Source organism: Pseudomonas sp. PDM04 (assembly GCF_014851765.1).
GTDB lineage: Bacteria > Pseudomonadota > Gammaproteobacteria > Pseudomonadales > Pseudomonadaceae > Aquipseudomonas.
This window is the reverse complement of sequence record NZ_JACVAI010000001.1, coordinates 147,557-162,083: the sequence shown is the minus strand read 5'-3', so window position 1 is coordinate 162,083 and position 14,527 is coordinate 147,557. Positions and strand designations below refer to the sequence as shown.

The following is a 14,527-nucleotide window of genomic DNA, read 5'->3' as shown; positions in this document are numbered from 1 at the left end:
TGCGGGTTTGTCCACGTGAGCGCGCATGAACAGCGTCAGAGAGTTGAACACCGAGACCGCACTGCATTTCGGTCCCTACGCCTTTCATCTGCGGCAACGCTTGATCCTGGACGGTGATCGGCCGCTGCGCATGGGCGGCCGGGCGCTGGACATTCTGCAGGTACTGATCGAGCGCGCAGGCACCGTGGTCAGCAAGGAAGAACTGATTGCGCGTGTCTGGCCGACGTCGGTGGTCGAGGACATCAACCTGCGCGTGCACATCGCCGCGCTGCGTCGCGCACTGGGTGACGGTGTGCAAGGGCAGCGTTACATCGTCAACGTTCCGCAGCGCGGTTACCGTTTCGTTGCACCGGTGGCCCACGCACCGGCGAATGCGCAGGTGTCGCTCGACAGCGCGCAGAGGGTTCAGCACAACCTGCCGGCACGGTTGACACCGGTGACCGGTCGCGACTCGTTGGTGGGCAGCCTGGTGCGGCAATTGCCCGTTTGCCGGCTCATGACGCTGGTCGGTCCTGGCGGCATCGGTAAAACCACTGTCGCGCTGCGTGTGGCCGAGCTGCTCTTGCAGCATTATCGGGACGGTGTCTGGCTGGTGGATCTGACGACCATCGATGACCCCGCGCAGGTGGAGGATCACTTGAGTCGCGTCCTCCACCTGCAGGTCGGGACTTCGCTGGAGGTTCTGTCGGACTGGCATGCGTTACTGGTGCTGGACAACTGCGAGCACTTGCACGAACGCTGCCGCACATTGGTTGAAGCCTTGTTGCAAAAGGCGCCGCGACTGTCGGTGCTGGTGACCAGTCGCGAGCCGCTGCGGGCGAACGGAGAAACCGTCCAGTCGCTACCGCCACTGACAGTGCCGCCCAGGTCGGCGCTGCTCAGGGTGGACGAGGCCATGGGGTATTCGGCGGTGCAACTGTTCGTCAGCCGCGCCCGCGCCCGGCAGCAGGGGTTCACCCTGCGCGAACAGGACCTCCCGGTGGTGCGCGATATCTGCCACCGCCTCGATGGCTTGCCGTTGGCCATTGAACTGGCGGCCGCGCAAATCGATGCGCTGGCACTGGTCGGTGTGCAAGCCCAGCTGGATAACTGTTTTCAGTTGCTGTCGCTGGGGCGGCGTACGGCGGTGCCGCGCCATCAAACCCTCAAGGCCGCGCTGGACTGGAGCTATCACTTGCTCAGCCCCCTGGAGCAGAGCGTGCTGCAGCGTCTGGCGGTGTTCAAAAAGGCCTTTACCCTGGAGGCGGCTACCGGCGCCCACGGGGGGGCGATACGGCCGGCTCGCCTGGCGCAGGGGCTGCAGAGCCTGGTGCGCAAATCCCTGTTGTCAGAGGAGCAGGGCAGTGGTGCAACCCACTATCGTCTACTCAACACCACGCGCAGCTATGCCCTGGAGAAGCTCGAAGGCAGCGGTGAACTGCGCGCTGTCGAAATAAGCTACGCGCGCTACATCAGCCAGGCCGGCCGAGGCTCAGGCGAGCGCGTGGGGCTGCAACTCGTCGAGTAGCTGGCGGGCCTTTGTCAGGTCCGGGGTGGCATGCCCTTCGGTGAACCGATCGCAGATCGGCGCCAGCAAAGTGTGGGCCTGGCGATGCCGGCCCTGACGCTGCCACAACTGCGCCAGCGAGGTCGCACTGCGCAACTCCCAGGCCAGGGCCCCCTGGTGTTTTGCCACATTCAACGCGCGGATCAGCAGGCTCTCGGCTGGCGCACGATTGAGCAGGTCATCCTCGATGAGCAGCGCACTGGCCCTGGCCCGCAGGATCTCTGCGGTGTTCCAGCCCGCGATGCCGGTTTCCGCCCGCAGCACCAGTTCGTCATCGACGAAACGGTTGTCCAGGGTGATCAGCAGGTCCTTGATCAACCCCAGGCCTGGCTTGAACGGCAGGTGGGCTTGCTCGTGGTCGATCACTTGCGCGTAATGCCGGGCCCAGGTGTGGAACAGTTGCACCGAGTGTTTCTGCGCTTGCTCCAGCAACAGGCGCAAGAGTTCACGCGCCGTGCGGCTGTCGCCGTTGTAGTGCGCGATCAGGCAACCGGCCAGGGCCAGGGTGTAGCAGATGGAGGTGCCGTGGTTGATCTGCAGCGCAATGTCCAGTGCTTGCCGGGCGGTGCGCCAGGCCTGTTCCGGCTGCCCCTGCAGCCAGAGGATGCGCGCCAGAATGGTCAGTGACGCGACGCTCTGGTCGTACTGCACGCCAAACCCGTGGGTGAAGCGGTTGAGGTGGCCGCTCTGGGTCATGCGCTGCAACACTTGCTCGGCGTTCAATCGCGCCTGTGCCTGGTCGCCGGCGAAGTGCAGCGCAAGCACCCGCAAACGCTGGGTGCTGAGGGACAGGGTGGCATCACCGTGCAGGCCCAGTCGGTCGAATTGCTGGCTCTGCTCCAGCGCCATCTGATAGTCGGCGCAACAGAGGTTGACCGCCATGTGTCCGGAGACTGCGCGCAGCTGGCCGGCGATGTCGTTGCACTGCCTGGCCAGGGTGCGGGCGCTGACGAACGCTTCGATGGTCTCCGCTGTGCCGCCCTGGGTGTGATAGCAGGAACTGCCCAGCGCCAGTTTGAGGGCGATCTGCACCTTGGGGCAGGGTTCGGAAGCGGCCTCCAGCAGGGCCAGCGCCTTGCGCACATACAGGCCATGCTCCTTGAGCAGCGACAGTTCCTGCCACAACGGTGTGGACGTCGCGGTCAGGCGGATCGCCAGCACTTGCGGGCCCTGGCGGGTCAACCCCCAGTCGAGGGCCGAACGAATGTCTTCCAGGCTGCGCGCATAACGTTCGAGCCACATACCCGTCGAGATCTGCTCCCAATCGTCCCGGGCCTGTTCCATCAAGGCCAGGCAGCGTTCGGCGTGGCGTTCGCGGGTGCCCGGCAGGTCGGAGGCCAGGCCGAGTTTTTCCAGGGCGTAGCTGCGTGTGGTGTCGAGCAGGCGGTAGAACACTTCCTCGTCGCCGACTTCGACGTTCAGCAGCGACTTGGCCACCAGTTGCGTGATCGAACCGAATACCGCCCGCGAGTCGATGTGCTCGCCGCCAATCACTGCCGCCGCCGATTCCAGGGTGAAGCTGCCCCGGAACATCCCCAGGCGACGCAGGCAGGTCCGCTCGCAGTCACTGAGCAGTTCGTAGCTCCAGTCCAGCGTGGCGCGCAGGGTCTGATGGCGCCCCAGCGTGGCCGGACAACCCGGGGTGAGCAGGCGGAAACTGCCTTGCAGTTGTTTGAGCAAACCGTTCAATCCGAGGCTGCCGACCTGTGCCGCCGCCAGCTCGATGGCCAGTGGGATACCGTCCAGGCGCTGGCAGATTTCAATGGCCAGCGGCAGTTCGTCATCGGTCAGCTCAAAACTGTCGTGGCTGGCCATGGCCCGTTCGACGAACAATTGCAGGGCCGAAAACGTCAGGGCCTGTGCGCGGTCGAGTACGGCGATGGGCGGCGGGCAGTCCAGCGACTCCAGGCGCTGGACGAATTCCCCTTCGGCCCGCAGGCTTTCACGGCTGGTGGCCAGCACGTGCACCTGGGGCGCTGCGCGCAGGAGGCTTTCGCTGAGCAGGGCGATGGCGTCGATCAGGTGCTCGCAATTGTCGATCACCAGCAACATCTGTCGGTCCCGCAGGAACGTCGCGAGGCCGCGAATGGGGTCGTCATCGTGCAGGGACAGTTCGAGCAGTCTGGCCAGGTGCGCGGCGATCATCGACGGTTTGTTGATGGGCGCCAGGTCGAGCAGAAGAATGCCGTCGCGGTAGCGCCCGATCAGTTGCTCGGCGACCCGCAGGGCCACAGTGGTCTTGCCGATCCCGCCGGGGCCGACCAGGGTGATGAAGCGCTGGCGCGGCAGTTGCGTCACCAGGTTATCGACCAGGGATTGGCGGCCGATCATACGGGTTCGGCGCAGCGGCAGGTTGTGGCCGCCAGGCGTCGGGGCCGGATGCGTCGCCGGTTGCTCCAGGTGCTCCAGCGAATAGGGCGCGACGAAGCTGTAGCCGCGTTGGGCCACGGTGACGATGTAACGCTGTCCGGCCTGACCATCGCCCAGCGCCTTGCGCAAGGCGGCCATGTGCACCCGCAGGTTGATGTCCTCGACGACACTGTTGGGCCAGACCCCGGCGATCAGCGTTTGCTTGCTCACCACGTTCCCGGCGTGTTCGAGCAGGATCAACAGAATGTCCATGGCTCGCCGACCCAGGCGCACGGGTTGATCGGCTTCCATGACCAGACGTTGGTCGGGATAGATCCGATAGGGACCGAAATGGATCGCCTGGGCGGGGGTTAGGGTCAACGGGTCACTCCTGCTTGCAACCTTGTGGTTCGCGGTCTCCGAGCATTTTCGTCGGGATTATCCCCTGGCGCAATCCACAGACGAGCCCCCGAAGGTGTCCATCGCCACCACCGGTTTACCTGCCCTGTGCATCCATTGCGTGTTTACGGGCTGCGACCGGGAATAAAGGTGTCGTCATGGCTTTTGGCGCGCGAGGGATAATTAACAATATTTAACTCGTGCTGCGTCCGGTCTACGCCCAAAACTCTGCTTCTTCAACTTCCACCGGTCAGTGTGGGAGCGAGCCTGCTCGCGACAGCGGCGGCACATCCAACTCAGTGGATGACTGGCGCAACGCTTCGGCCGGCGGGTCGGTCTCGCTCCCAAAAAGGACAATGGAATGAGCAACGTGGTGGTGGTGTATCACAGTGGCTACGGGCACACCCGAGTCATCGCCGAAGCGGTGGCCCAGGGGGTGGAACGCCACCAGGGCAGCACCTGCCTGTTGATTTCCGTCGAGGACGTCGATCAGCAGTGGGACCGTCTGCACCACGCCGACGCGATCATTTTCGGCGCACCGACCTACATGGGCAGCGCTTCGGCGCACTTCAAGGCGTTCATGGAGTCCACCGCGGCGTTCTATCTGGCCCAGCCCTGGCGCGACAAGCTCGCCGCAGGCTTCACCAATTCCGGCTGTCTGTGCGGCGACAAGCTCAACACCTTGCTGCAGATGGCATTGTTTGCCGCGCAGCACTCGATGATCTGGGTCGGGCTCGATGTACTGCCGGCACGCTCCAGCAGCGGTCTGTTCGACGGGCAGTTGAATCGCCTGGGCAGCTCCCTCGGTGCCATGGCTCAATCGAATGTCGAGCAATCCCCCGAAGACGCACCGCCGCTCGAAGACCGCTGCACCGCGGCGTGCCTGGGCGAACGGGTGGCACGACTGGCCGAGCGCATGGGCGCTGCGCCGGCCTGATCGGATGTCGCCTCAATGAATTCGAGGTCCGGGGCGTCCCCTCAAGTGGGAGCGCCGCACGCTTACTGCGCGTGAAACGGAGGGTTGGGGAGGGCGTGATGGGGCAGGGCGCGCACCGTGCGGCAGCGCCAGGCAAACGGGTTGATGCCTTCGCTGCGGGTGAAGATGTGGCAGAAATGCGCCTGGTCGCAAAACCCGCATTCGAGGCTGATCTGCGTCAGGCTGCGGTCGGTGTTGCGGATCAATTGCTTGGCCCGGTCGATGCGCTGCTGACGGATCCATTCCTGTGGCGAGAGACCGGTACTGGATTTGAACGCGCGGGAAAAGTGGCTGCGCGACAACGCACACGCCCGCGCCAGGTCACTGACTTCGATGGTTTCGCCCAGGCGCTCGAGGATCAGTTGCTTGGCCAGGCTTTCACGCCACGGTGTCAAACCCCCGGTGGTTTTCTTCGGCGTTTCGGTGACGGCCAGACAGGCGGTGTTCTGCTGAGAATGGGCCATAACTAATGTCCGTGTCGGTGAGCTTCATTCTTGGACGCGGGGCTCTGGCAGGCGAGTTAAACGTTGTTAATTGTGTCGGTGCGCAGGCAGATCGACTCAGCACATGGCTGCAATTTCCGCGGGCGGGAGGTGTGCACAATCGAGGCACCTGGCGGCGCTGAGAGTGGCCGCTTTTTCCGATCGTTCGAGGTAGCGACATGAAACATTCTTTGATTCGCGCGTCAGGCCTGGCAGTGGCGCTGATGTCGGGTGTGGCCATGGCTCAGGCGCCGGCGCAGGTCGGTACCCAAGCGCCGGGGTACTTCCGCCTGGCGGTGGGCGATTATGAAGTCACGGCGTTGTTCGACGGGTACAACGACCTGTCGCCCAAGCTGCTCAAAGGCCTGACGCAAAGCCAGATTCGTGCGCTGCTGGCCCGCCGCTCGATTGAAACGCCGGGCGTGCAGACCGCGTTCAACGCGTTCCTGGTCAACACCGGCAAGCAGCTGATCCTGGTCGACACCGGCGCCGGCCAGTGCATCGGCGCCACGGCGGGCATGCTGTCGGACAACATGAAAGCCGCCGGGTATCAGCCGGATCAGGTCGACACGATTCTGTTGACCCACCTGCACCTGGACCACGTGTGCGGACTGGTCGACGGTCAGAAACAACCGGTCTTTGCCAACGCCACGGTCTACGCGGCAAAGGCGGAAGCCGATTACTGGCTCGATCCCCAGGCGCTCGCCAAGGCCCCTGAAGGTGCCAAACCGTATTTCCGGATCGCCCAGGATTCCACGGCGCCCTATGTGGCTACGGGACGCTTCAAAACGTTCGACAGTGGCCAGTCGCCTGTCGCCGGTGTCGAGGCGACGCTGGAAACCGGGCACACGCCGGGCAGCACCACCTACCGTTTCACTTCGCAAGGACAGAGCATCCTGTTCATGGGCGATCTGGTGCACAACCTGGCGGTGCAGTTCCTGCACCCGGAGGTGTCGATCGGCTTTGACGTCAACGGCCAGCAGGCGATCAAAAGCCGCGCCAAGGTATTCAGCGCTGCGGCGGCCAGCAAGACCTGGGTCACTGCCGCGCATCTGCCGTTTCCGGGCATCGGCCATATCGCGGCAGAGGGCAAGCACTTCCAGTGGGTGCCGGTCGAGTACGGTCCCTACAAACGTGCAGCCAACGTGCCGTTGATCGAGTAAAGTCCGACGCATTGAAAAGGGAGCCGTGCCAATGAACCGTAACGATCTGCGCCGCGTCGACATGAACCTGCTGGTGATTTTCGAGGCCTTGATGTTCGAGAAGAACCTGACCCGGGTCGCCGAAAAACTGTTCATGGGGCAACCGGCGGTCAGCGCGGCGCTCGGTCGTTTGCGTGACCTGTTCGACGACCCGCTGTTGTTGCGCAACGGTCGCGGCATGGAGCCGACGGCGCGGGCGCTGGCGATTCTCAAGGAACTGCAGCCGGCGATGGACGTGATCTCCGGCGCGGTCAGCCGGGCCAAGGAGTTCGATCCGACGACCAGTTGCGATGTGTTTCGTATCGGCTTGTCGGACGATGCCGAGTTCGGCCTGTTCCCGCCATTGCTGCGGCAATTGCAGGAAGAGGCGCCGGGGATCATCGTGGTGGTGCGTCGTGCCAACTACCTGCTGATGCCGACGCTGCTGGCCTCCGGTGAAATTTCCGTGGGGGTGAGCTACACCACGGATCTGCCGGCAAATGCCAAATGCAAGAAGCTGCGCGACATCCCCTGCAAGGTGCTGCGCGGGGACAAACGGCCGGGGCCGCTGACCCTCGATGAGTACTGCGAGCGGCCGCATGCCATGGTCTCGTTTTCCGGCGACCTGAGCGGCAACATCGACCTGGACCTGGCGAAGATCGGCCGCAGTCGCCGGGTGGTGCTGGGCGTGCCGCAGTTCAGCGGGTTGCGCGCGCTGCTCGCCGGCACCGAGATGATCGCCACGGTGCCCGATTATGCGGCATGTGCGCTGGTCGAGGGGTGTGCGTTGCGGGCTGAGGATCCCCCGTTCCCGATCGCGGCGGCGCAGCTGTCGATGGCCTGGAGCGGTGTGCACGACAACGACCCCGCCGAGCGCTGGCTGCGCTCGCGGATCGCCGAGTTCATGTCGAGGCCTTTGCCATTGGCAGGCTGAACGCCGCGCCCACAGACCAATCGGGCTTCTGGACTGCCCCCAAGGGTTGGATGGGTGTCCAACTTCTTGGCGCAGTCCACCCTGTGGGAGCGAGCCTGCTCGCGATGACTGCAGAACCACCGCGGGGTGTCAGGCAGCCGCGTCATTGACGGCCACCCTCGCGAGCAGGCTCGCGCCCTCAGGGGCTTCATCTCTCTCTGCAGATCCGGGTGCATCCACAAAGAGAGCACGTACATCCAATTTTCCCCATCCCCTTACCCGCATTATCGAATGACGTTGCGGCGCATTGACGTCGGTGTTTTTTCATTCGGGCGGGTACCCCATGAACGTTTCGCGACAGGATGAACGGGCCCAGGCCATCGGTCTGTTTTTTTTGCGTGTCAGCGCCAGTCTGTTCCTGCTGTGGGTGCATGGCCTGCCCAAGCTTTTGAACTACAGTTCTCAGTTGCAGGTGATCGAAGACCCTTTCCACCTCGGTGCCCACGTCACCCTGATGCTGGCGATCTTCGCCGAGGTGTTGTGCCCGTTGCTGATTATCGCCGGGGTGTTGGTGCGTCTGGCGTGCCTGCCGATCCTGTGTGTCCTGTTGATCGCGTTGCGGGTGGTGCATCCGCAGTGGAGCCTTGAGGAAGGGCAGTTCGGCTGGCTGCTGTTGCTGCTGTTCAGCAGCGTTCTTATCGCCGGGCCGGGACGGCTCGCGCTCAATGTCCGATTCACCGGAGCTTTACGTTATGCCTGAATCCAACCGTTTCGAGGAAGTCGTGACCCTGGTCATCAAACACCGGGTCAAGGCCGGTTTCGAGGGGCCTTACGAAGCCTGGTTACGCAACATCGTCAGCATCGCCGGGCAGCAGGAAGGGCACCTGGGGGTGGATGTGATTCGTGGCAAAAATGCCGGCCTCGACCTGTACACCTGCGTGCTGCGCTTTTGCAGCACCGAAGCGATGCAGCGCTGGCTCGATTCGCCCCAGCGCCTGCAACTGGTGAACGAAGCCACGCCGATGCTCGCCGATGGCGACCAGACCGAGGTCAACCCGGTCAATGAATTCTGGTTCGCCCCCAGCGCCGACCCCGCAGCGCCACCGCCACCGCGCTGGAAGCAGGCCGTCGTCACGCTGCTGGTGATTCTGCCGCACACCCTGCTGGTGCCGCTGCTCTGGGGCCCGCTGCTGGGCCTCAATGCCTTCCTGTCCAATTACGTGGTCGCCACGTTCCTGATCACGCTGACCATCGTGGTGTCGGTGGTCTACCTGTTCATGCCCATGGCGACACGCCTGTTCGCCCCCTGGTTGTCCTCTTCCCATCAACCCAAGGAAACGCGATGAACGCCGATCTGATTCTGTTCAATGGTCAATTTCATACGGTTGACCGTGAAAACCCACACGCCAGCGCCGTGGCCATCAGCGACGGTCGCTTCGTCGTGGTGGGCACCGATGCCCAGGCCATGGCCCTGCGCGGTTCCGCCACCCAGGTCATCGACCTCAAGGGCCGCTGCGTGATCCCCGGCCTCAACGACTCGCACCTGCACCTGATCCGCGGTGGCCTGAACTACAACCTCGAACTGCGCTGGGAAGGTGTACCGTCGCTGGCCGACGCGTTGCGCATGCTCAAGGAGCAGGCCGACCGTACGCCAACGCCGCAATGGGTCCGCGTGGTCGGTGGCTGGAACGAATTCCAGTTCGCCGAAAAACGCATGCCGACCCTGGCGGAACTCAACCAGGCCGCGCCGGATACACCGGTGTTCGTGCTGCACCTGTATGACCGCGCCTTGCTCAACCGCGCCGCACTGCGGGTAGCGGGCTACACCCGTGACACGCCGAACCCGCCCGGTGGCGAGATCGTGCGCGATGCCAATGGCGAGCCGACCGGCATGCTGGTCGCGCGGCCGAACGCGATGATCCTGTACTCGACCCTGGCCAAGGGGCCGAAGTTGCCGCTGGAGTATCAGGTCAACTCGACCCGCCAGTTCATGCGCGAACTCAACCGCCTGGGCCTGACCAGTGCCATCGACGCCGGCGGCGGCTTCCAGAATTACCCGGACGATTATCAGGTGATTGAGCAGTTGGCCAAGGATCAGCAACTGACCGTGCGCATCGCCTACAACCTGTTCACCCAGAAGCCCAAGGAAGAGCTGACTGACTTCAAGAACTGGACCAGCAGCGTGACCCTGCATCAGGGCGACGACTTTCTGCGCCATAACGGCGCCGGGGAAATGCTGGTGTTCTCGGCGGCGGATTTCGAGGATTTCCTCGAGCCGCGTCCGGATCTGCCGCAGACCATGGAAGACGAGCTGGAACCGGTGGTTCGCCACCTGGTGGAACAGCGCTGGCCGTTCCGCCTGCACGCCACGTACAACGAATCGATCAGCCGCATGCTCGACGTGTTCGAGAAGGTCAACCGCGACATTCCCTTCAACGGCCTGCCCTGGTTTTTCGACCACGCCGAAACCATTACCCCGCAGAACATCGAGCGGGTGAGGGCGCTGGGCGGTGGTATCGCGATCCAGGACCGGATGGCGTTCCAGGGCGAGTATTTCGTCGAGCGTTATGGCGCCAAGGCCGCCGAAGCCACGCCACCGATCAAGCGCATGCTGGCCGAGGGCGTCCCGGTCGGGGCCGGCACCGATGCCACCCGTGTCTCGAGCTACAACCCCTGGACCTCGCTGTACTGGATGGTCAGCGGCCGTACCGTCGGTGGCCTGGAGCTGCACGCCGAAGGCTTGTCGCGCCAGACCGCACTGGAGCTGTTCACCCACGGCAGCGCCTGGTTTTCTTCCGAGCAGGGCAAGAAGGGCATGATCAAGGTCGGCCAACTGGCGGACGTCGCGGCCCTGAGCGCGGACTTCTTCAGCGTCGACGAGGAAGCGATCAAGTGGATCGAGTCGGTGTTGACCGTGGTCGGCGGCAAGGTGGTGTACGCCGCCGGCGATTTCGAAAAACTCGGCCCGGCCAGCGTGCCGGTGCTGCCGGACTGGTCGCCGGTGGCCAAGGTGCCGGGTCACTGGCGCCAGGCCTCGCCGATGCAGGCCCAGGTTCACCATTGCAGCGGCCCCTGTGGCGTGCATGCCCACAGCCATGACCGGGCGCGGATGTCGAGTGTGCCGGTCAGCGATTTCGCCGGTTTCTGGGGCGCCTTCGGCTGCTCGTGTTTCGCATTCTAAGTGAAAGAAATAGCGTCGGCCTTGCGTGCCGACGCTCGTGTAACACCCATCCATCGAGGAGCTTCACATGAGCAACGTACCGTACAAACGCCTGAACAAAGACGACGCCGTTGTCCTGCTGGTCGACCACCAGACCGGCCTGATCTCGCTGGTGCAGGATTTCTCGCCGAACGAGTTCAAGAACAACGTCCTCGCCCTGGCCGACTGCGCCAAGTTCTTCAACCTGCCGACCATCCTGACCACCAGCTTCGAATCCGGCCCGAACGGCCCGCTGGTGCCAGAGCTGAAAGAAATGTTCCCGGATGCGCCGTACATCGCTCGTCCAGGCCAGATCAATGCCTGGGACAACGAAGACTTCGTCAAGGCGATCAAGGCTACCGGTCGCAAGCAACTGATCATTGCTGGCGTCGTGACTGATGTCTGCGTGGCTTTCCCGACCCTTTGCGCTCTGGAAGAAGGCTTCGACGTTTTCGTCGTGACCGACGCTTCCGGTACTTTCAACGACGTCGTCCAGCAAGCTGCATGGGCCCGTATGACCGCCGCCGGCGCACAACTGATGAACTGGTTCTCCGTAGCCTGCGAACTGCAGCGTGACTGGCGCAACGACATGGAAGGCTTGGCCAACCTGTTGTCCCAGCGCATCCCGAACTACCGCAACCTGATGAACAGCTACTCGGCATTCACCGCCAAATAAGCTGAACTTGTAGGAGTGAGCTTGCTCGCGATGACGGTAGGACATCCAACGACAACGTTGGCTGAACCATCGCAATCGCGAGCATGCTCGCTCCTACAGTTTTTTGTGCTCAACGCTTCTGCATCCAGCTCAAGAACCCGCCTTTCTTGATCGGCGCCGGTTTGGCGATCAACGCCATCCGGCTGTTCTGTGTCCGCACCGCCTGCAACTTGTTCAGCGCGCGACCCACTTCTACCCGTTGCTCCATGTAGCTGCGCACCAGCGTTTTGTCGATGCGGTAGATGATGCACGAGGTCAGGGTGGTGAACGTCGCCTCAGAAGGAGTGTCGCCCAGGATGCTCTGTTCGCCCATCACCTCACTGGGTCCCATGCGTCCGGCTTCGGTGTGCCCGGCACCGTCCGGCACGGTGGCACTGACCACGCCCGTGGCGATGACCATCAGGCTCTCCGGCACTTCCTCCAGACCCAGCACCACCTGGCCCGCCGCGTATTGCTGCGCGACCATCGACTGCGCCAACTGATCGCGTTCATCGTCACTCAGGGAGCGGAAAATCTTGACCTCATCGAGCAGCGTCCGGGCACGGGTCGTCGGCTCGATCACGCCATCGAGTCGACGGGAAATACCAGCGGCTTCGAGGTGTCGATGTGCCAGGTCGAACAGTTGATTGCGCACTTCGCTTTTCTTGCCCAGCTCGGCGATGAAGCCGCTGACCACGTATTCGGACAGGCTTTCGCCGGCTTCCTTGAGCACTGCTTTCGGGGCCGGATTGGACAGCAGGCGACTGCTGCCCTGCAGCGTGCGCTCCAGGGCATCCAGCACCCGACGTGGACGAATATGATTGGGCACCTGAATGCTGATCGACACGCCGTGCATGTTGTTCGGCCGGCTCAGGTTGACGATTTTCGCCTTGGCCGCCACCGAGTTCGGCACCACGGCGGTGGTGCCGGCGCTGGTCAGCATGTGCGTCGCTCGCCAGTCGATGTCGAGCACCTTGCCTTCCACGCCGTCGATCACGATCCAGTCATCCACCTGATACGGCTTGGTGGTGTTGAGCACGATGCCGGAGAACACGTCGCTCAGGGTGCTTTGCAACGCCAGGCCGACGACGATGGCCACCACCCCGGAGGTCGCCAGCAGGCCTTTGACCGGCAACTCCAGCACATAGCCCGCCGCCGCAACGATGGCAGCCAGGAACACCAGTGCGCCGATCACGTCCTGCAGCAGGCGTCCGCTGTGACCGATGCGCCGCATCAGCACCAGGCCGATCAGTTCGGTCAGCACCCGCGCGGCGTACAGCCACCAGAGAATCCCCAGCGCCGTGGCGCCCAATTGTGCCACCCGATCATCGGCGAACAGCGGCGCCTGCAACGGGTTGACCCCGGCGTTGATCCCGATGGCGCTGAACAACACGAACAACACCAGGCGCACACCGACCCGCGTGACGCGATGCTTGAACGGTGCGAGGTGCCAGAGCACGGTGTCGATGAGCAGCAGCAGGGCACTCAGGGACAGCAGGTGGTTGTAGATGAGTGACATGGGGCATCTCCGCAAAGGGGGGCTGGAATACTCCTGTGGGAGCGAGCCTGTCGAGGCGTCGAACCGTCGCGATGGACGTTAACGATGACGCGTGTTTCCTGATTGAACGCGTCGTCTTCAAGTCCATCGCGAGCAGGCTCGCTCCCACAGGTTTTCTACAGGGGGGAAACTCAGTTCAAGTGAGTCTTGAGTTCCAGCGCCGCCTGGCGCACCGCCGCCTTGACTTCCGGAATCTGGCTCAGCGGATTGAGCAGGCCGAAGTCGTGGATCATGCCGTTGTAGCGCACGGCCGTGACCGGTACGCCGGCCGCATCCAGGTGGCGGGCATAGGCTTCGCCTTCGTCACGCAACACGTCGAACTCGGCGGTCTGCACCAGGGCGGCAGGCAAGCCCTTGAGCTGTTCGGCGCTGGCTCGCAATGGCGAGGCGTGGATCTGCGCACGTTCAGCCTGATCGGTGGTGTAGTTGTCCCAGAACCATTTCATCATGCCCTGGGTGAGGAAGTGGCCCTCGGCAAACTGCTGGTACGAGCCGGTCTCGAACTGCGCATCGGTCACCGGCCACATCAGCAGCTGAAAGCGCAGCGCCGGGGTTTTCTGTTCCTTGGCCATCAATGCCACGACCGCGGCCATGTTGCCGCCGACGCTGTTGCCGGCCACGGCCAGGCGTTTGCCGTCGACACCGATTTCCTTGCCGTGCTCGGCCACCCAACGGGTCGCGGCGTAGGCCTGGTTGATCGCGGTCGGGTATTGCGCTTCCGGCGATGGCGTGTAATTGACGTACACCGCGACGGCACCGGAGCCGACCACCAGGTCGTGGATCAAGCGCTGGTGAGTCGGGTAATCACCCAGTACCCAGCCGCCGCCGTGGAAGAACATGAACACGGGCAACTCGCCTTTGACCTTGGCCGGACGCACGATTTTCAGGTCAATGGTCTGCCCGTCGACCTTGATCGCACGATCGCTGACGTCAACACCCGAGAGGTCCACTTTCACCGAGTTCTGTGCACCGGTCAGCACTGCACGGGCGTCTTTCGGGCTCAACTGCTCGAGCGGCTTGCCACCGCCGGCGGCGAGGGCTTCGAGGAACGCCTGGGTATTGTGTTCGACGCCTGGGCTACCGGCCGCAAAAGCGTTGCCGACAGCGAGGGCGAGGACGGAGGCGGTGAGGGTTTTCTTGACGAGGTTCATGGGGCAATTCCTTTTTGATTGATTGGATGTTCGTAACCTGTTGGTCAGGGCTGCTGGCGCTGGGTTTCAAGCCTCAGCA

The 14,527-nt window shown here is 63.4% G+C and carries 12 protein-coding genes; 8 read left to right on the top strand and 4 right to left on the bottom strand.

Annotated features, from left to right (window positions below; translation table 11 throughout):
- Positions 1-25: 25 nt before the first annotated feature.
- Positions 26-1,507: an ATP-binding protein gene (locus IB249_RS00765; protein ID WP_192301635.1), complete on the top strand. Its 1,482-nt coding sequence runs from the start codon at positions 26-28 to the stop codon at positions 1,505-1,507.
- On the opposite strand, the gene IB249_RS00760 is transcribed toward IB249_RS00765, so the two are convergent.
- The gene (locus IB249_RS00760; RefSeq protein ID WP_192301634.1) at positions 1,472-4,276 is read right to left on the bottom strand and encodes an ATP-binding protein; all 2,805 of its coding nucleotides are present in this window, start codon (positions 4,274-4,276) and stop codon (positions 1,472-1,474) included. The two genes, IB249_RS00765 and IB249_RS00760, sit on opposite strands and share 36 nt — an antisense overlap.
- Before the next feature lie 379 nt (positions 4,277-4,655).
- Here IB249_RS00760 and IB249_RS00755 point away from each other — a divergent pair, with 379 nt between their 5' ends.
- The gene (locus IB249_RS00755) at positions 4,656-5,231 is read left to right on the top strand and encodes a flavodoxin family protein (protein ID WP_192301633.1); all 576 of its coding nucleotides are present in this window, start codon (positions 4,656-4,658) and stop codon (positions 5,229-5,231) included.
- 62 nt (positions 5,232-5,293) lie between these two features.
- On the opposite strand, the gene IB249_RS00750 is transcribed toward IB249_RS00755, so the two are convergent.
- Positions 5,294-5,734, bottom strand: a complete 441-nt coding sequence (locus IB249_RS00750) for a helix-turn-helix domain-containing protein (RefSeq protein ID WP_192301632.1) — start codon at positions 5,732-5,734, stop codon at positions 5,294-5,296.
- 197 nt (positions 5,735-5,931) lie between these two features.
- Here IB249_RS00750 and IB249_RS00745 point away from each other — a divergent pair, with 197 nt between their 5' ends.
- The 6 genes from IB249_RS00745 (at position 5,932) to ycaC (ending at position 11,721) form a co-directional block, all read left to right on the top strand.
- Complete coding sequence (locus IB249_RS00745; RefSeq protein WP_192301631.1) at positions 5,932-6,915, top strand: MBL fold metallo-hydrolase; 984 nt, start codon at positions 5,932-5,934, stop codon at positions 6,913-6,915.
- A 31-nt stretch (positions 6,916-6,946) separates the two neighbouring features.
- Positions 6,947-7,867 (top strand): LysR family transcriptional regulator, encoded by a 921-nt coding sequence (locus IB249_RS00740; protein ID WP_192301630.1) that lies wholly within the window; start codon positions 6,947-6,949, stop codon positions 7,865-7,867.
- 322 nt (positions 7,868-8,189) lie between these two features.
- Positions 8,190-8,606 (top strand): DoxX family protein, encoded by a 417-nt coding sequence (locus tag IB249_RS00735; protein ID WP_192301629.1) that lies wholly within the window; start codon positions 8,190-8,192, stop codon positions 8,604-8,606.
- Complete coding sequence (locus IB249_RS00730) at positions 8,599-9,192, top strand: antibiotic biosynthesis monooxygenase (RefSeq protein ID WP_192301628.1); 594 nt, start codon at positions 8,599-8,601, stop codon at positions 9,190-9,192. Before IB249_RS00735 ends, IB249_RS00730 begins: the two co-directional genes overlap by 8 nt.
- The gene (locus IB249_RS00725) at positions 9,189-11,027 is read left to right on the top strand and encodes an amidohydrolase (protein WP_192301627.1); all 1,839 of its coding nucleotides are present in this window, start codon (positions 9,189-9,191) and stop codon (positions 11,025-11,027) included. Before IB249_RS00730 ends, IB249_RS00725 begins: the two co-directional genes overlap by 4 nt.
- Before the next feature lie 67 nt (positions 11,028-11,094).
- A complete protein-coding gene (ycaC, locus tag IB249_RS00720) occupies positions 11,095-11,721 on the top strand; it encodes an isochorismate family cysteine hydrolase YcaC (RefSeq protein WP_192301626.1) in 627 nt (208 codons plus the stop codon).
- Positions 11,722-11,830: 109 nt separating this feature from the next.
- On the opposite strand, the gene IB249_RS00715 is transcribed toward ycaC, so the two are convergent.
- Positions 11,831-13,258: a mechanosensitive ion channel family protein gene (locus tag IB249_RS00715; protein ID WP_192301625.1), complete on the bottom strand. Its 1,428-nt coding sequence runs from the start codon at positions 13,256-13,258 to the stop codon at positions 11,831-11,833.
- 170 nt (positions 13,259-13,428) lie between these two features.
- Positions 13,429-14,448, bottom strand: coding sequence for an alpha/beta hydrolase (locus tag IB249_RS00710; RefSeq protein WP_192301624.1), 1,020 nt, complete (start codon positions 14,446-14,448; stop codon positions 13,429-13,431).
- Positions 14,449-14,527: the final 79 nt, after the last annotated feature.